Raw genomic sequence first — 16,407 nt, forward strand, 5'->3', positions numbered from 1 at the left:
TTCCAGAATCCGTCTTTCGCGCAGTGTTTTGGCACATATCGCCGCGCATGAAACCCGATATTTTGCCGCGCCGCCCGTCCCGACCCAACCATTGGCACGGGATTGCATTTCCCTTGGGCTGCCCGCTTCTTGACAGGCATGGATGCGCAGGCTCAAACATGCCTCTCCAACTTTGTAAAGCATATATGGTTGCGGAAGGCAGGCTGTCCATGTCTGAGAAAGAAAAGTCCGGGGTCGAGCAGACGGCGGCAATGCGTGAGCTTCTTTCCATCCTCGATCTGGAAAACCTCGAGGTGGATCTTTTCCGGGGCAACAGTCCACAGGTCGGCTGGCAGCGGGTGTTCGGCGGGCAGGTCATCGGGCAGGCGCTGATTGCCGCGCAACGCACTGTCGAGCCCGAGCGCCATGTACATTCGCTCCATGCCTATTTCGTGCGCCCCGGCGACCCGGCCATTCCCATCGTCTATGAGGTGGACCGTATCCGCGACGGTTCCAGCTTCAGCACCCGGCGCGTTCTGGCCAAGCAACATGGCAAGGCTATTTTCTCGCTGTCCGCTTCGTTCCAGATCGATGAAGGCGGGCTTGATCATCAGATGCCGATGCCGGAAGGACTGCCGATGCCTGAACAGCTCGTCGGGGATCGCGACATCAAGGAACAATATCTCCATATGGCGCCACCCAATGTCCGCAAATACTGGGAGCGGGAACGGCCCATAGAGATCAAGCCTGTCTCACTCACCCACTATTTCTCCCGCGAGAAGCTTGAACCCGTCCAGCATGTCTGGGTCAGGGCGCGCGGCATCGTGCCAGACGACCGGGCGCTGCAGGCAGCCATTCTCGCCTATCTCTCCGATATGACGCTGCTCGACACCTCGCTTCATCCGCATGGCCGCACCATATTCGATCGCGATCTGCAGGTTGCGAGCCTCGATCACGCCATGTGGTTCCATCGCCCGTGCCGGCTCGATGATTGGCTGCTCTATACTCAGGACACGCCGAGCGCCTCCGGCGCACGGGGTTTCAACCGTGGCGCGTTATATACGCGCGATGGTGTGCTGATCGCATCCGTGGCGCAGGAAGGCTTGATCCGCGTTCACGATGAAAAGGAGTGATTATTTTTTAATCACAGGGTAGGCGTGTGGCTAAATATAAGGCATTTCACTGATCGTTTGCGAGCTGCCAATGCGTAAAAAGCGAATCGAATGAATCGTTTAAGTCATTCATTCGGTCCGAAACCACGCTTATCCTCGGCCCGGAATTTCGCCGTAAGCCGCGCCGATGCCACAAAATTTGAAGTTAATTTGCCGACCTCCGCCAACTGGCATGAATTTTGTTTCTCTCTGTTTGAACCGGTCTTTCCAGCGCAGCCGCGTTTGAAGCCGCCCTTCGACGGAGATATTCGATGCTCATAACAGGAAGAAACAAGCAAACGGCCCTTCTGGCTACCTTGCCTGCGCTCGTCGCCATGGCCGGGACGGCAATGGCGCAGGACGCCGCACCGACACCAACCCTCGATACGGGCGATACGGCTTGGATGCTGACTTCAACCGCGCTGGTGTTGATGATGACCATACCGGGTCTGGCGCTGTTCTATGGCGGCATGGTGCGCAAGAAGAACGTGCTGTCCACGGTGATGCAGAGCTTTGCCATCACCTGTCTCATGTCCATTCTGTGGATGATCGCAGGCTATTCGCTGGCCTTCACCGATGGCGGCTCGCTCAATTCCTATATTGGCGGTCTTTCCAAGGCGTTCTTCTCGGGCGTCACGATGCAATCGCTGACCGGAACCATTCCGGAATATGTGTTCATCACCTTCCAGATGACTTTCGCCGTCATCACACCCGCACTCATCGCCGGTTCGTTTGCCGAGCGCATGAAGTTCTCCTCCATGCTGGTCTTCCTGACCCTATGGCTGTTCATCGTCTATATCCCGGTCGCGCACTGGGTCTGGGGCGGCGGCTTCATGGCGTCGGATGGCGTGCTTGATTTTGCCGGCGGCACGGTTGTCCATATCAATGCCGGCGTCGCCGGTCTGGTTGCGGCGCTCATCATCGGCAAGCGCGATGGTTACGGCCATACCAACATGGCGCCGCACAATCTCGTCCTGTCCGTCATCGGCGCTGCCCTTCTGTGGGTAGGCTGGTTCGGTTTCAATGCAGGCTCTGCTGTCGGGGCCAACGCACTTGCCGGGGTCGCCATGCTCAACACGCAGGTTGCGACCGCAGGTGCTGCCCTTGCGTGGATGTTCGTCGAATGGGCGGTCGCGGGCAGGCCAAGCGTGCTTGGCATCATTTCAGGCGCCGTTGCGGGCCTTGTTGCCGTCACGCCTGCCGCCGGCTTCGTCAATCCGATGGGCGCGCTTATCATCGGCGTCGTCGCTGGTGCGGTCTGCTATGTGGCAGCCGTCAAGATCAAGCACGCGCTCGGCTATGACGATTCGCTCGATGCGTTCGGCGTCCATGGTGTGGGCGGCTTCGTCGGTGCGGTGCTGACCGGCCTCTTTGCCGATGCGGCGATCAACCCGGCGGGCGAAGGGGCTACCATCAGCAAGCAGTTCTTCGGCGCGGCCATCACCATCGTCTATACTGCGATTGCCACCGCCGTCATTCTCTATGTGGTCAAGGCCATCATGGGCCTGCGGCCCAGCAAGCAGGCCGAGATCGAAGGCCTCGACATCGCGTTGCACGGCGAATCCGTTCAATAGAACGGGATTGTCTCAAGCGGAAAAAGGCGCGGGAAACCGCGCCTTTTTCATTTCATCCACCGGATTTGTTCGCGGCCTCTGCATGGTTAATGAGGAATTAACCATCCGGCGATTAGGATCGGACCGATTCAATGTGCCCGAAGCATTTCCGCTCACGGGCCAGCAAAGATATTCGGTTCGGGACAGGCTATATGCGGCAAGGATATTCGCCCTCATACCCGCTGCGTGACGAGCGGATTACGGAAGACAGGCTGAAACTGGCCAATCTCTTCCGCAGGCAGTTCTATATCCTGTTCGGTCTGGGGCTTCTGGCGCTCACCGGCATGGCTGTTGGCGCGCTGGCGACATGGAATGTGGCTGACCCGAGTTTCAGCCATGCGACCGACAATCCGGTAACGAATGCGCTTGGGTATCCGGGCGCCGTGTTCTCCGACATTGCCATGCAGTTTTTCGGGCTGGCGAGCGTTCCGGCCCTGCTTCCGCTTGCTGTCTGGTCGCTGCTGCTGATGACGCGCGGCGGCATCGGGCGCGTGGCCAAGCGCAGCTTCGCATGGCTCGGCGCGGCATTGTTGTTCGCCGCCATCGCGAGTTGCTTCTCAGTTCCGGCAAGCTGGCCGATGCCGATCGGCCTCGGCGGCGTCTTCGGAGACATGATCCTGAAATTCCCGGGCCTCTTCCTCGGCAGTTTCCCGCAAGGCGCCATTGCATCGGGCATTGCGCTCATCCTTGCAGTACCGGCTTTCTGGCTCTGCCTTTTTGCCAGCGGCATCGTCGGGCGGGGCGCAGGAATCGTCAACCCTGCCCAGCCGTCAGCGCGTCGTGGCGCTGAAGAAGATGATTATGCGGCAGACGAGGACGATGAAGCATCAACGGGTGGCGGTTTCCAGCTTATGGGGGCTCTCACCCATCTGGCGCTAACCACGACTGCGAATTTCAAGCGCCTGACGGGTCTTGGCCGTCGCCGTCCGCGCGACGAAGATTTCGAGGATATGCGCGTGGTGCGCCGCAATGCCGAAACGCGCAATGCGCCGCGCCGCGAGCCCGGTTTCGGGGCACCTGCCCCGATTGAAGACGAGCCGCCTTTCGATATGGACGACATGGACGGCGGCGCGCCGCTGGCCGGTCAGGAATGGCACGATGCGCCGCCGCCCCGCGCCCGCAAGGCCCGCGTGGAACAGGCCGCTCCTTCGCCGAAGCCCGGCGCGCGCGCTCAGCGCGAAGCGCAGCCGTCCTTCCTCAAGGACAATGGCGTTTTCGAAATGCCATCGTTGCATTTCCTGGCCGAACCGAAGCTCGTCCAGCGTGATCCGGCGCTTTCCAAGGATGCGCTGGAACAGAACGCCCGGCTGCTGGAAGGCGTGCTGGAAGATTTCGGCGTGCGCGGCGAGATCATCAATGTGAAGCCCGGCCCGGTGGTCACGCTCTACGAACTTGAGCCTGCGCCTGGCATCAAGTCCTCGCGCGTCATCGGCCTTGCCGACGATATCGCCCGCTCGATGAGCGCGATTGCAGCGCGCGTCGCCGTCATTCCGGGCCGCAATGCCATCGGCATCGAACTGCCGAACCCGAAGCGCGAAATGGTGTACTTGCGCGAAATGCTGGCGAGCCGCGACTTTGAACAGTCGAAGGCAAAGCTGGCGCTCGCGCTCGGCAAGACCATCAATGGCGAGCCGGTCATAGCCGACATTGCCAAGATGCCGCACGTTCTCGTGGCCGGTACGACCGGCTCGGGCAAATCGGTGGCGATCAACACCATGATCCTGTCGCTGCTGTATCGCATGACGCCGCAGGAATGCCGCCTGATCATGATCGATCCGAAGATGCTGGAGCTTTCCGTCTATGACGGCATTCCGCACCTGCTGACGCCGGTCGTGACCGATCCGAAGAAGGCGGTCGTCGCGCTCAAATGGACCGTGCGCGAAATGGAAGACCGATATCGCAAGATGTCCAAGGTCGGCGTGCGCAATATCGACGGCTTCAATCAGCGTGTTGGCCTTGCGCAGAAAAAGGGTGAGCCGATCGCGCGCACCGTGCAGACCGGCTTCGACCGCAATACAGGCGAGGCGATCTACGAGACGGAAGAGCTCGATCTGGCGCCGATGCCCTATATCGTTGTGATTATCGACGAAATGGCGGACCTGATGATGGTCGCTGGCAAGGATATCGAAGGCGCGGTGCAGCGTCTGGCGCAGATGGCGCGTGCGGCAGGTATCCATGTCATCATGGCTACCCAGCGCCCGTCGGTCGATGTCATTACCGGCACGATCAAGGCGAACTTCCCGACCCGCATTTCCTTCCAGGTGACGTCGAAGATCGACAGCCGCACCATTCTGGGCGAGCAGGGCGCCGAGCAGCTTCTCGGTCAGGGCGATATGCTGTTCATGGCCGGCGGCGGGCGCATCCAGCGTGTGCACGGGCCTTTCGTCGGGGACGACGAGGTGGAACGCATCGTGCAGCACCTGAAGCTTCAGGGCGTGCCGGAATATCTCGATGCGATCACCGAGGATGAAGATGACGACGAAGGCGGCAGCGGCCCGGCTGGTACCGGCAATCTGGAGGATTCCGACGATCCTTACGATCAGGCGGTGGCCGTGGTGCTGCGCGACAAGAAAGCGTCTACTTCCTATATCCAGCGCCGCCTTGGCATCGGCTATAACCGTGCGGCTTCAATCATCGAACGCATGGAAGATGAGGGCATCGTCGGCCCGGCCAATCATGCGGGCAAGCGTGAAATTTTGGTTCCCACTGGCGACGATGATTTCTGATGGCCATACTCGCGCCCAACTGGCGGCGTAGTTAAACAGAATGATGAAAAGAGAAAGTTTGTCGATGATGTTCTCCCGTGTCTCCGCCTTCGCGAAAGCTGGTCGTGTTGCAGCCGTGCTGGGAATGGGAGCGCTTGGCCTTGGCATGACATCGCTGGTTCTGGCGCCGGTCGCCGCGATGGCGCAGGGCGCTGGCGGCGGTGCGGCTGCACAGCAGATTGCCGACCATTTCTCATCGGTGCGCACCATGACCGGCGAGTTCGTGCAGTTCGGCCCGAAGGGTGAGCAGACTGGCGGCACTTTCTATATCGAGCGCCCGGGCAAGATCCGCTTCAACTATAACAACTCCCCGATCCGCGTGATTTCGGATGGCGAATCGGTCGTCATCAACAATCGCAAGCTGGACACCTGGGACCTCTATCCGCTTTCCAAGACGCCGCTGAAACTGCTTCTGGCAGACCGCATCGACCTAGGTGGGGGACGTCTTCAGAATGTGAAGCAGGAGCCGGACATGACCACGCTCGTGCTGGGCGACAAGTCGATCTTCGGCGATTCGAAAATCACCATGATGTTCGATCCCAAATCCTATGAGCTGAAGCAGTGGACCATTACCGATGCTCAGAAGCTCGATACGACAGTCATGATCTTCAATGTGCGCAGCGGCGTGCGTTTCACCGACGATATGTTCAAGATCGATTATCAGCGCATCGCGATGAAGCGCAAAGGTCAGTAATCGTCAGTTTGTGACAGGCAATCCGTTTGCATTTGCCGGATAAATGATTAGGTTCGCGGCATCTCTTTCGTTGCTGCGAGTCCTATCTTCATGGCCTTTTCCGTTGCTACCTGGAACATCAATTCCGTTCGTCTGCGCATGCCGCTGGTCGAACAGTTTCTGCGCGATTATCAGCCCGATGTTCTGTGTCTTCAGGAAACGAAATGCCCCGACAATCTGTTTCCGTCGAAGGGGTTTCGCGCGCTCGGCTATGAACATATCGCGATCAGCGGCCAGAAGGGTTATCATGGCGTGGCGACGGTATCCAAACGTCCGTTGACGGGCGTGGAAAAGATCGGCTTTTGCGACATGGGCGATTGCCGGCACCTGAGCGCTGTGGTGGAGGCAGGCGGCAAAAAGCTCCGCATCCACAATTTCTATGTTCCGGCGGGGGGCGACGAGCCGGACCCGCAGATCAATCCGAAGTTCGCGCACAAGTTGGCTTTTCTCGAGGAAATGCGCGCCATTGTCGCCGACCGGCAGGACGGGCATTCATCGGTTCTCGTTGGCGATCTCAATATCGCCCCGCTCGAAAACGATGTCTGGTCGCACAAGCAATTGCTCAAGATCGTCAGCCATACGCCGATCGAAACCGAGACGCTGGAAGACCTGCGTGTGAAAGGCGGCTGGAGCGACCTGATGCGGCAGCTTATTCCGGCAGACCAGAAAATCTTCACCTGGTGGAGCTATCGCGCCAAGGACTGGGCCGAATCGGACCGTGGCCGCAGGCTGGATCACGTCTGGGGTTCGGTGGACCTGGAGGAGCACATTCAGGGCCTGCAAATTCTCCGCGACGCGCGCGGTTGGGATCGCCCGTCCGACCACGTTCCGGTTATCGCGACATTTAATCTGGATTAACGGGTCAGCAGCCTCTATATAGAGGCGAGTTCAGAAAAGGAGCCAAGAGCAATGGATTATGCAGCACTGTTTCAAATGACCAGTGTGTTCAACCAATCCATGGCTCGCTATGTCCTCTCTTCTGACACTTCAGGATGTTTCCTTCGTCACGGCTGATGGCCGTACTCTTTTCGAATCCGTCAATTTCAGTGTAACCGCAGGCCGCATCGGTCTGGTGGGACGCAATGGCGTCGGTAAATCAACGCTATTGCGCATCATGAGCGGGATGCTGCTTCCGACACATGGAAGTGTGACGGCAACCGGAAGCATCGGCGTGCTGCGGCAGAACATCGGCGGTGGCGATGCCGAGACGCTGGCGGATCTTTTCGAGGCACGGACCGGTTTCGATATTCTAGCACGCGTCGAACAGGGCGTGGCCAGCGAGCGCGATCTGGACGAGGCCGACTGGCTCTTGCCGCAGCGCTTTACGGACGCGCTGCAGGGACTTGGCCTGCCCGATATGACTCCCGACACTCCACTTTCAGCCTTGAGCGGAGGCCAGCAAACGCGGGCGGCGCTCGCGGCCCTCATCTTTCATAAGCCCGATCTCATTCTCCTGGATGAGCCGACCAATAATCTCGATCGCGCCGGTCGCCTGGCTGTGGCCGACTTGCTGACCGCCTGGCGGGGCGCGGCCGTCGTGGTCAGCCACGATCGCGAGCTGTTGCAGTCTTTGGATATGATCGCGGAATTGTCCCCCGACGGGCTTCGGCTTTACGGCGGCAACTGGGATTTTTATCAGGGGAAGAGGGCAGAGGAGCGCGAGACGGCGACACGCGATCTCGCCACAGCGCGGCGCGAGGTCAGGCAGGTCGAACGCAAGGCTCAGGCCGCAGCCGAAAGACAGGCTCGCAGCGACGCGCGCGGCCGCAAGTCGCGCGCTGACGCGGGCATGAGCAAGCTTTTGCTCGACGCACGGGAAGACCGTGCGCAACAGTCGAAGGGCCGGGGTGCCGCGCTGGCGGAACGTCAGTCCAGCCGTGCCAGCGAGCAGCTGCGGGACGCCGAGGCAAAAGTCGAGCGCGTGAAGCCGATGCATTTCGATGTGGCGGGCGCGGTTCCACCTTCCGGTCGTGTGTTGCTGGAAATGCAGAATGTTTCTGGTGGTCCCCGGGCCGACCGCCCGGTCATCCGTAATCTGTCGTTGAAGATCGTGGGCGCCGAGCGGGTGGTCGTCTCGGGGCCGAACGGCGCGGGCAAGACCAGTCTGCTGCGGCTGATGACGGGAGAGCTTCAGCCGGTGGCTGGGACCGTCATCCGTCCCGCGCGAACGGCGATGTTCGACCAGCAGATGAGTCTCATGGATCGCGGTCAGACTCTTTATGAAAATTATCGTCGTCTCAATCCCGGATCGAACGACAATGAAGCGCGCGCCGCGCTGGCGCGGTTTTCCTTCCGTGGCGAGGGAGCCTCGCGATTTGCCGGGGGGCTCAGCGGCGGCGAGCTGTTACGCGCGGCACTTGCCTGTGTCCTGGGCGGAACCGAACTTCCCGAACTCCTGATCCTCGATGAGCCGACCAATCATCTCGACCTCGATTCCATAGAAGCGCTTGAAACCGCGCTGAATGCATATGAAGGGGCGCTCATCGTCGTGAGTCACGATCAGGCTTTCCTGGACGCCATCGGCACGAAAAGGGTGATTGAGCTGTGAAAAAGGTCAGTCGTCGTTGAGCCGCGGCGCGACCTTTTCGATTTCGCCGATCAATTCCAGCAGGTTGCGGCTGATGTGGGAATGAAGCGCGGCTGCCGCTTCCGGATATTCTTCCAGAATACGCCGAAAGATTGCACGGCTGATGCGGATGACTTCGGTTTCGGCTTCGGCGACAGCACCGGTTAGACGCGAGGTCTGGGCGATGAGGGCCATTTCTCCGATCATGGCGCCGGGGCCGACGGGGCGGATGGCAACCCGCCCCTCGTTTTGTTCGTGAAACAGGGTAATGCTGCCCGATACGACGATATAGGCGCAGTCGGCGCTTTGCCCTTCACGGAAAAGCTCACGACCGGCTCTGAGAACGAGGCGTTCGGCTCCGAAGGCGAGCAACCGCAGCTGTTCGGCCGTGAAAGACTCGAACAGGCCCACCGTGCCGAGAATGCGAATATCGTCATCAAGCGCCATGGATCGTCAATACACCTGCATCGGGCGCTGTCCATCATGGGACAAGCTTGTATCCCCCGCTTTCTGTGACCAGAAGCGCCGCATTGGACGGGTCTTTTTCTATTTTCTGGCGCAGACGATAGACGTGGGTTTCCAGCGTGTGCGTGGTGACGCCCGAATTGTAGCCCCACACTTCTTCCAGCAGGACATCGCGGCCGATAACCTTGTCTCCGGCGCGATAGAGATACTTGATGATCGCCGCTTCCTTTTCGGTAAGGCGAATCTTGCTGCCCTTCTCGTCGATGAGCAGCTTCTGGCCGGGCTTGAACGTATAGGGGCCGACGATGAAGGTGGCATCCTCGCTCTGTTCGTGCTGGCGCAGCTGTGCACGCACGCGGGCCAGAAGCACCGCGAATTTGAACGGCTTGGTGACGTAATCGTTGGCACCCGATTCGAGGCCGAGAATCGTATCCGATTCCGTATCGTGACCGGTGAGCATGATGATCGGCGCCTTGAAGCCGCCCTTGCGCAGCAGCTTTACGGCTTCCCGTCCGTCCATATCCGGCAGGCCGACATCCATGATCAGGAGGTCTACAATGCCGTTTCGCGCAGTCTGAATGCCCTTGGTGGCATTGTCTTCCTGCAGAATCTGGAATTCTTCGCACAGCTCCAGCTGTTCGACGAGGATGGAACGGAGATCTTCGTCATCGTCCACAATCAGTATCGTACGGCCTGTCATGCCTGTCCTCGTTACTCTTTGATTTAAATGGCTCTTGGTGTTTTATGACATTTAATGCAGACAAGTTGAAGCGGCGAAACGCGAAAGAGGTTTTTGCTCTCGCCGCCAACGGTTTTAAAACATGCATGTCACGGAGGCGGGGGCTTGGCCAGATACGAAATCAGCCGGGGAATTGGCGTCATTGATGTGCGGGCCAAACCGGGCCACAAGACTCGCGGCTTGCTTGTTGCGGGCAATCTGGTGCTGGAATGTGCTCTTGGCAAGGGGGGAATCAGCGCTTTCAAGCGTGAAGGTGATGGTGCGACGCCTCTGGCGACGATGCGGCTGCTCTATGGATACCGTCGCGGCGACAAGGGTTTGCTGCCCTCCTCACGGCTGCCGCTTGGTCGCGTTCGCCGTCTCGACGGCTGGTGCGATGCGCCCTCCGATGCCAACTACAACCGGCCTGTCAGGCTGCCTTATGCCGCAAGTCATGAGGATATGTGGCGACGAGACGATCTCTACGATGTCTGCATCGTCATGGATTGGAACATCGCGCCGCGCCGCCGCGGATGCGGCAGTGCGATCTTCTTTCATCTGGCGCGCCCCGGCTATACACCCACCGAAGGCTGCATAGCATTGAGGCGCGCCGACATGGCGCGCCTCCTGCCTCATCTGACGGACCGGACCGTGATCCGCGTCCTGAGATAGTTGTTTCAGTGTATGGCGGCGACTTTGACCTCGTTGCCATTGGCATCGTAAAGCTTGCCGTTCAGGAAATAATCCCCGTCATGCAGCTCTGCGATGTTGTGATGGCGGATGATGCGTTCCGTACCTTCCGCAAAGACCGACATCTGGTTGCTGTTGCCGAGCTTGATCTCATTGAACATCAGGTTAAGCGCAATAGCCATCAACGCCGCCGAACTGATGCCGGAATGGAAGATGGTTTCAAACCAGGTCGGGAAGTGGTGATAGAACTGCGGCGCGGCAATCGGGATCATGCCGAACCCGATGGAGGTTGCCACGATGATGAGATTGATATTGTTCTCGTAGTCCACCTTGGCAAGCGTGCGGATGCCGCTTGCAGCCACCGTGCCGAACAGGACGATGCCCGCCCCGCCCAGAACAGCCGGAGGAACGCAGGCAATCACCCGGCCCATTACCGGCAAGAGACCGAGCGTGATGAGAATCAGCCCGCCGGTTGCCACGACATAGCGGCTTTTCACACCCGTTACCGCGACAAGGCCGACATTCTGCGCAAAAGCGCTTTGGGTAAACGAGCCCACGACGGGCGATAGGATGCTGGACAGCATATCCGCACGCAGGCCGTTGGCCAGACGCCGTGAATCCACTTTCGTGCCGATGATTTCACCGACGGCCAGAATGTCCGCAGAAGTCTCGACCAGCGTAACCATGATCACGATGAACATCGAGAGCGTTGCCGCAAGGCTGAATACCGGCATTCCGAAATGAAAGATTTCAGGCAGCGCCATCATCGAGCCTTCGCCCACCCGGGAAAAGTCCGTCATGCCGAGCGCCCAGGCGATTAAGGTTCCGATGACCATGGCGAGCAGGATCGAAAGCCGGGAAATCGTGGCATTGCCCATCTTGCTGAGAATGAGAACGATAACCAGCGTAAGGCCTGCAAGGCCGATATTGGCCATGCTGCCGAATTCGGGACTGTTGCTGTCGCCGCCCATGGCCCACCGTGCTGCTACCGGCATCAGCGTCAGACCGATGGTGGTGATGACGATGCCGGTGACGAGCGGCGGAAAGAAACGCGTTATCCGCGAGAATATCGGCGTGATGATAAGGCCGATCACCGCTGCCGCGATGACGGCGCCCAGCACGACCTGCAAGCCTGCCTCGCCGGTCTGGCTCGAAGTGACGATGGCGACCATCGTTGCGACGCCCGAAAAGGAGACCCCCTGAACCAGAGGCAACTGGCAGCCGAAGAAGGGGATGCCGATGGTTTGCAGGACGGTTGCAACGCCGCCGGCAAAAAGCGACGCAGTGATCAGCAGACCGATTTCGGCCGGGCTGAGGCCTGCCGCCTGTCCGATGATCAGCGGAACCGCCACGATGCCTCCATACATGGTCAGCACATGCTGGAAACCGTAAGCCAGATTGGCCGTGACAGATAGTTTTTCATCTTCGGGACGCGAAAGCGTATCCGCCCCGGACTGGTGCGTATTCAATGATACTCCCTCCCAGCAGGCGCGAACGCATCGCCAGCCTGCTCTCTCCGTTCTCCCTGCGCTGTATCGTCATGGCATCATGTCATTCGACGCCAGATCGACGATGCAATGCGCGATGTCTCCTCCAAAGACATGTCGCAGGAGTATAACCGGAGCCGTCCGGATGACTGTGCTTCTTTTGGTTGAAATTGTTTTCGATGCGAGAGCGCTAATGCCGAGGGTGTTTTCAGCCGTCGGCTTTGCTGCGGGCGTCCCGCATTGCGTCGCGGAGCACCGCAAAGACGTATGGTTCCAGCGACTGCGCGACGTTGAAGCGAAGGAAGGCGCCAGCCGTGCGCGAGGGACTGAAGACGTTGCCGGGTGCCAGAAGCACGCCTTTTTCCAGAGCATGCCGGGCAACCTGTCCAGAGTCCAGCCCATCCGGCAATTTTGCCCAAAGGAACATGCCGCCCTGCGGCTCGGTCCAGAGCGTGAGGCCCTCGGCTTTCAGGCGGCTGGCCGTCAGCGTCATGGTGTCGGCCAGCTTGGCGCGCAGGCTGTCGACATGGCGGCGATAGGTGCCGTCGGTCAGAAGTGCATGCACGATCTGCGGTGACAATGCATTGCCGCCGAAGCTTGTTGCGAGCTTCAGGTCGGTGAGCCCGTCGATCCAGTCGCGACGCCCGGCGATATAGCCGACGCGGGCGGCCGCCGACAGCGTCTTGGAGAAGCTGCCGATATGCAGGACGCGATCGAACCCGTCGAGCTCGGCGAGCAGCGGCGCGGGCGAAGGGTGAAAGTCACCAAAGATATTGTCTTCGACCAGCGTGATGCCGTGCGCTTCGGCGAGCTTCAGCAGCCGGTGCGCCGTGGCCGGTGTCATTGAGCCGCCGGTGGGATTATGCAGCCCTGCATTGGATATATAGAGTTTTGGCGCATGTTCGTTCGCAGCGCTCGCAAAGGCTTCGAGGTCGGGACCGGTAGGGGTATAGGGGACGCCGACGATCTTGACCCGATGCGTCAGGAGCGCGGCCTGGAAGTTGAAATAACAGGGATCATCGACCAGAACCGTATCTCCCGGCTGCAGAAGGTAGCGGCAGATGAGATCGAGCGCCTGCGTGCCGGAATCGGCCAGCAATATTTCTCCACTCGAAACGTCGATCCCCTGTTCACCGAGCCGGTGGGCCAGATGCTGGCGCATGGGCCGGAAGCCCAGCGGTTCGCCGTAGGTCGCGAGATTGCTTGTTTCATCCCGGGCGACCATGCGCATCGCGCGCCGAATCGCATCCTGCGGAAGCCACGCATCGGGCAGCCAGCCACATCCCGGCTTCAGGGTGGCTTCGTTTGCCTCCAGCGATTGGCGCATGACCCAGAACGGATCGATCTGGCGTTCCTTGTGCGGTGTATGGGCGGCGAGCGAAAACGGCTGGCGCGCGCGCTCCGAAACATAGAATCCGGCACCGCGCCGCGACTGGATGATCCCTTCCGCCACCAGCCGGTCATAAGCTTCGACGACGGTGGATTTCGACACGTTCATGGTTTCGGCGAGGCGACGGATGGAAGGCAGTCTGGCGCCGGGTGCGAGGCTCATCGCGGTAATGCGTCCGCGAATAATGCCCATCACCCTTTCGACGAGCGGGATTTTGTCGACGGCGGCGTTCTCCTTGCCGCGCTCGATTTCGCCGCTTGCATAAGCGGCTTCTACAGCTTCGAGGCTGCGCAGCAGGCCCGTCGAAATCATCTGTACTATCCCTTGTACCAGTACAGTTTGTCAGAATTGTCCGGAAACTGTCCCTGATTAATCCGGCAGTTTCACGGCATTGTCTCGCGAATCCTTATACGATTTTAGAGAAAGCCGAAAAGACACAATGCGTAAAAATGTTGGGAGTAAAACTGCGGGATGGATCAACGGATTTCTGGGTGTATTGATTTTCTCCGGGTCGCTGCCGGCAACGCGACTGGCCGTTATCGATATCGATCCAACCTTCCTGACAATGGCGCGCGCATCCATTGCCGGTGCGCTGGGACTGGCGCTTCTGCTGGCCTTTCGGGAACCTTTTCCCCGCCGCAACGACGTGATTTCGCTGGTCGTGGTGGCGCTCGGCGTGGTTGTCGGCTTTCCGCTTCTCACGGGGTTGGCACTCCAGCACATGACCTCCGCCCATGCGATTGTCTTTATCGGATTGCTGCCGCTCGCTACCGCAATCTTCGCTGTCCTGCGCGGAGGGGAGCGTCCGCGTCCGATGTTCTGGCTGTTTTCCGTGGTCGGGAGCCTCATCGTCGCGTCCTATGCCTATGGGCAGGGGAGCCAGTCTACCCTTCTGGGTGACGTGCTGATGCTCGCTGCCGTTATCGTCTGCGGGCTGGGCTATGCGGAAGGCGCGCAGCTTTCGCGCAGGCTCGGCGGCTGGCAGGTGATCTGCTGGGCGCTGGTGTTCTCGCTGCCGGTCATGCTGCCGCTGAGCGTCATGACGCGTCCGGAGACATGGGTCGGCATCGGCACGCCAGCCTGGATAAGCCTAGGCTATGTCTCGCTGTTCTCGATGCTGATCGGCTTTTTCTTCTGGTATCGCGGTCTCGCACAGGGCGGAGCCGCCAGTGTCGGCCAGTTGCAGCTTCTCCAGCCCTTCTTTGGGCTTATGCTGGCTGCCGGTATTGCTGGTGAACCCGTCAGCATGGGGATGGTGGCGACGGCAGCTGTGGTGGTGGTCTGCGTGGCGGGCGCGAAGCGTTTCGCTTAACTAAAGCTCCAGACGGTCGTGCGCTTGACCTCCGCATCTTCAAGGGCGCGGGTGACAGGCACGGTATAGACGGCAAGCTGTTGCAGCTTTTCCTTGGGCAGATAGGCGCGGCCCGGATCACCCACGATGATGCGGGCGCCGCGTTGGCTAAGCTTCGAAAACCAGGGAATAAGCCGCTCGGCGAGCGGCTTTTCATAAAAGACATCGCCTGCCAGAACCACATCCCAGCCGCCGTCCTGGCCGATGAGGTCATCCAGAGTGGGGGAAACCGTCACGCCATTGGCCGATGCATTGATCTCAATGGCGGGAAGCGCGAAGGGATCGATATCGGATGCCAGCACGCTTGCAGCGTCCGCCTGCATGGCAGCGATGGCGACAAGGCCGGAACCCGACGCGAAATCGAGAACGGTCTTGCCTTTGACTGTTTCGGGATGATCGAGGATATAGCGCGCCACACCCTGACCGCCCGCCCAGGCGAAAGCCCAGAAGGGCGGCGGCAGGCCGATTGTGGCAAGCTCTTCCTCCGTCTTGTGCCAGAGGTCATGGGCTTCGTCGGCGAGATGCAGGCGAATTTCCGGCACATGCGGTGGCGCTTGCAGACTGGTATTGGCCAGAATGAAATCGCGCGCGGTTCTATGTGCCGGATCGAGCATCAGAACATGCTTTTCCAAAGCGGGTTCCGATTGGAAGATGAGACGCTCATGCCAGAGCGTCCTTTCGGTCCAGTCCGCCCATGCGGCAGACTTCGATCCATTCATCTTCCGTCACCGGTTGCACCGAAAGGCGCATCGAGGTGACGAGCGCCATTTTCTCAAGCTTCGGATTGGCCTTCACATCTTTCAGCGTTACCGGCTTCGGCATGTCGCGGACAGCCCTGATATCCACGCATTCCCAGCGCGGATCGTCCGTTGTGCTGTCGTGATGCGCCAGCGCACAGACCTCGACGATCCCGACGACTTCCAGCCCTTCATTGGAATGATAGAAGAAGCCCTTGTCGCCCAGTTTCATGGCGCGCATGTTGTTGCGCGCGAGATAATTGCGCACACCATCCCATTGCTCGCCTTTTTCGCCACGGGCTTTCTGCATTTCCCATGACCATTTGAAGGGTTCGGATTTGAACAGCCAGTAAGCCATCAGTCATGAGCCTCAAGCGTTGGCCGGATTGTTGATTGCCCAGTTCCACGGGCGCACGGTCACGTTCTCGAACAGCCCTGCCAATGCATAGGGATCATTGGCGGCGATCTTTTCCGCTGCGGCTTGGTCGGCAGCTTCCACAACGACCAGACTGCCGTTCGGTTTGCCGTCTTCCCCAAGGAAGGGGCCTGCGAACTTCAACCCGTCACCAAGAGCCTTGAGATAATCGAGATGGGCCGGGCGCGTATCGAGGCGCACTTGCAGATGGTCCGGCTTGTCGTTGCACAGAAGAGCAAAAAGCATTGTCAATCGTCCTTTCCGTTGGAGCATGGTCTTGTCCGAAAACCGTTTCACACTTTTCGGGATGCGCCCTAGAGCATGTCTCCCGAAAGTGGGAACCGGTT

Annotated in this window: 15 protein-coding genes; 8 read left to right on the forward strand and 7 right to left on the reverse strand. The window is 59.6% G+C overall.

The annotated features are described in order from the left end of the window. Positions 1–209 precede the first annotated feature (209 nt). The 6 genes from tesB to JNC63_RS14625 all read left to right on the forward strand — a co-directional run bounded on the left by tesB (position 210) and on the right by JNC63_RS14625 (position 8,789). Positions 210–1,112: an acyl-CoA thioesterase II gene (tesB, locus tag JNC63_RS14600; protein WP_063619760.1), complete on the forward strand. Its 903-nt coding sequence runs from the start codon at positions 210–212 to the stop codon at positions 1,110–1,112. 290 nt (positions 1,113–1,402) lie between these two features. Further along, complete coding sequence (locus JNC63_RS14605) at positions 1,403–2,704, forward strand: ammonium transporter (RefSeq protein ID WP_063619759.1); 1,302 nt, start codon at positions 1,403–1,405, stop codon at positions 2,702–2,704. Positions 2,705–2,895: 191 nt separating this feature from the next. Continuing rightward, positions 2,896–5,469, forward strand: coding sequence for a DNA translocase FtsK (locus JNC63_RS14610; protein WP_063620050.1), 2,574 nt, complete (start codon positions 2,896–2,898; stop codon positions 5,467–5,469). Positions 5,470–5,533: 64 nt separating this feature from the next. After that, positions 5,534–6,202, forward strand: coding sequence for an outer membrane lipoprotein carrier protein LolA (locus JNC63_RS14615; protein ID WP_170873257.1), 669 nt, complete (start codon positions 5,534–5,536; stop codon positions 6,200–6,202). Positions 6,203–6,292: 90 nt separating this feature from the next. Then, positions 6,293–7,099: an exodeoxyribonuclease III gene (locus tag JNC63_RS14620; protein WP_063619757.1), complete on the forward strand. Its 807-nt coding sequence runs from the start codon at positions 6,293–6,295 to the stop codon at positions 7,097–7,099. Positions 7,100–7,208: 109 nt separating this feature from the next. Continuing rightward, a complete protein-coding gene (locus tag JNC63_RS14625; RefSeq protein WP_063619756.1) occupies positions 7,209–8,789 on the forward strand; it encodes an ABC-F family ATP-binding cassette domain-containing protein in 1,581 nt (526 codons plus the stop codon). 6 nt (positions 8,790–8,795) lie between these two features. Here the strand turns inward: JNC63_RS14625 and JNC63_RS14630 are convergent, their stop codons facing one another. Together JNC63_RS14630 and optR are read right to left on the reverse strand one after the other, a co-directional pair. Next, positions 8,796–9,254 (reverse strand): cyclic nucleotide-binding domain-containing protein, encoded by a 459-nt coding sequence (locus JNC63_RS14630; protein WP_006467960.1) that lies wholly within the window; start codon positions 9,252–9,254, stop codon positions 8,796–8,798. A 34-nt stretch (positions 9,255–9,288) separates the two neighbouring features. Further along, positions 9,289–9,972, reverse strand: a complete 684-nt coding sequence (gene optR, locus JNC63_RS14635) for a response regulator OptR (protein WP_006467959.1) — start codon at positions 9,970–9,972, stop codon at positions 9,289–9,291. A gap of 144 nt (positions 9,973–10,116) precedes the next feature. Here optR and JNC63_RS14640 point away from each other — a divergent pair, with 144 nt between their 5' ends. Further along, positions 10,117–10,662, forward strand: coding sequence for a L,D-transpeptidase family protein (locus JNC63_RS14640; protein ID WP_021587466.1), 546 nt, complete (start codon positions 10,117–10,119; stop codon positions 10,660–10,662). A 5-nt stretch (positions 10,663–10,667) separates the two neighbouring features. On the opposite strand, the gene JNC63_RS14645 is transcribed toward JNC63_RS14640, so the two are convergent. Both JNC63_RS14645 and JNC63_RS14650 read right to left on the reverse strand, forming a co-directional pair. Then, positions 10,668–12,149, reverse strand: a complete 1,482-nt coding sequence (locus JNC63_RS14645) for a nucleobase:cation symporter-2 family protein (protein WP_374846436.1) — start codon at positions 12,147–12,149, stop codon at positions 10,668–10,670. 226 nt (positions 12,150–12,375) lie between these two features. Further along, entirely contained in the window at positions 12,376–13,869 is a 1,494-nt protein-coding gene (locus JNC63_RS14650; RefSeq protein WP_063619755.1) for an aminotransferase-like domain-containing protein, read from the reverse strand. Positions 13,870–13,996: 127 nt separating this feature from the next. Between JNC63_RS14650 and JNC63_RS14655 the strand changes: the two genes are divergently transcribed. Beyond that, positions 13,997–14,869 carry a DMT family transporter gene (locus tag JNC63_RS14655; RefSeq protein WP_063619754.1) on the forward strand — a complete coding sequence of 291 codons (873 nt, stop codon included), beginning with the start codon at positions 13,997–13,999 and terminating at the stop codon, positions 14,867–14,869. Here JNC63_RS14655 and JNC63_RS14660 read toward each other — a convergent pair. From JNC63_RS14660 to JNC63_RS14670, 3 genes are read right to left on the reverse strand one after another with little or no spacing between them, the layout of a single operon-like run. Then, positions 14,866–15,522, reverse strand: coding sequence for a class I SAM-dependent methyltransferase (locus JNC63_RS14660; RefSeq protein ID WP_063619753.1), 657 nt, complete (start codon positions 15,520–15,522; stop codon positions 14,866–14,868). The two genes, JNC63_RS14655 and JNC63_RS14660, sit on opposite strands and share 4 nt — an antisense overlap. Before the next feature lie 46 nt (positions 15,523–15,568). Beyond that, positions 15,569–16,003 carry an EVE domain-containing protein gene (locus tag JNC63_RS14665; protein ID WP_063619752.1) on the reverse strand — a complete coding sequence of 145 codons (435 nt, stop codon included), beginning with the start codon at positions 16,001–16,003 and terminating at the stop codon, positions 15,569–15,571. Between the two features lie 12 nt (positions 16,004–16,015). Next, positions 16,016–16,306 (reverse strand): YciI-like protein, encoded by a 291-nt coding sequence (locus JNC63_RS14670; RefSeq protein WP_063619751.1) that lies wholly within the window; start codon positions 16,304–16,306, stop codon positions 16,016–16,018. Positions 16,307–16,407 lie beyond the last annotated feature (101 nt).

The organism is Brucella ciceri (assembly GCF_041930145.1).
Lineage (GTDB): Bacteria > Pseudomonadota > Alphaproteobacteria > Rhizobiales > Rhizobiaceae > Brucella > Brucella intermedia.

Excerpts from the sequence above, each read along its gene's own strand:
- tesB (WP_063619760.1), top strand. The coding sequence starts at position 210 with ATGTCTGAGAAAGAAAAGTCCGGGGTCGAGCAGACGGCGGCAATGCGT.
- JNC63_RS14605 (WP_063619759.1), top strand. The coding sequence starts at position 1,403 with ATGCTCATAACAGGAAGAAACAAGCAAACGGCCCTTCTGGCTACCTTG.
- JNC63_RS14610 (WP_063620050.1), top strand. The coding sequence starts at position 2,896 with ATGCGGCAAGGATATTCGCCCTCATACCCGCTGCGTGACGAGCGGATT.
- JNC63_RS14615 (WP_170873257.1), top strand. The coding sequence starts at position 5,534 with ATGATGTTCTCCCGTGTCTCCGCCTTCGCGAAAGCTGGTCGTGTTGCA.
- JNC63_RS14620 (WP_063619757.1), top strand. The coding sequence starts at position 6,293 with ATGGCCTTTTCCGTTGCTACCTGGAACATCAATTCCGTTCGTCTGCGC.
- JNC63_RS14625 (WP_063619756.1), top strand. The coding sequence starts at position 7,209 with ATGTCCTCTCTTCTGACACTTCAGGATGTTTCCTTCGTCACGGCTGAT.
- JNC63_RS14630 (WP_006467960.1), bottom strand. The coding sequence starts at position 9,254 with ATGGCGCTTGATGACGATATTCGCATTCTCGGCACGGTGGGCCTGTTC.
- optR (WP_006467959.1), bottom strand. The coding sequence starts at position 9,972 with ATGACAGGCCGTACGATACTGATTGTGGACGATGACGAAGATCTCCGT.
- JNC63_RS14650 (WP_063619755.1), bottom strand. The coding sequence starts at position 13,869 with ATGATTTCGACGGGCCTGCTGCGCAGCCTCGAAGCTGTAGAAGCCGCT.
- JNC63_RS14655 (WP_063619754.1), top strand. The coding sequence starts at position 13,997 with ATGCGTAAAAATGTTGGGAGTAAAACTGCGGGATGGATCAACGGATTT.
- JNC63_RS14660 (WP_063619753.1), bottom strand. The coding sequence starts at position 15,522 with ATGCTCGATCCGGCACATAGAACCGCGCGCGATTTCATTCTGGCCAAT.
- JNC63_RS14665 (WP_063619752.1), bottom strand. The coding sequence starts at position 16,003 with ATGGCTTACTGGCTGTTCAAATCCGAACCCTTCAAATGGTCATGGGAA.
- JNC63_RS14670 (WP_063619751.1), bottom strand. The coding sequence starts at position 16,306 with ATGCTTTTTGCTCTTCTGTGCAACGACAAGCCGGACCATCTGCAAGTG.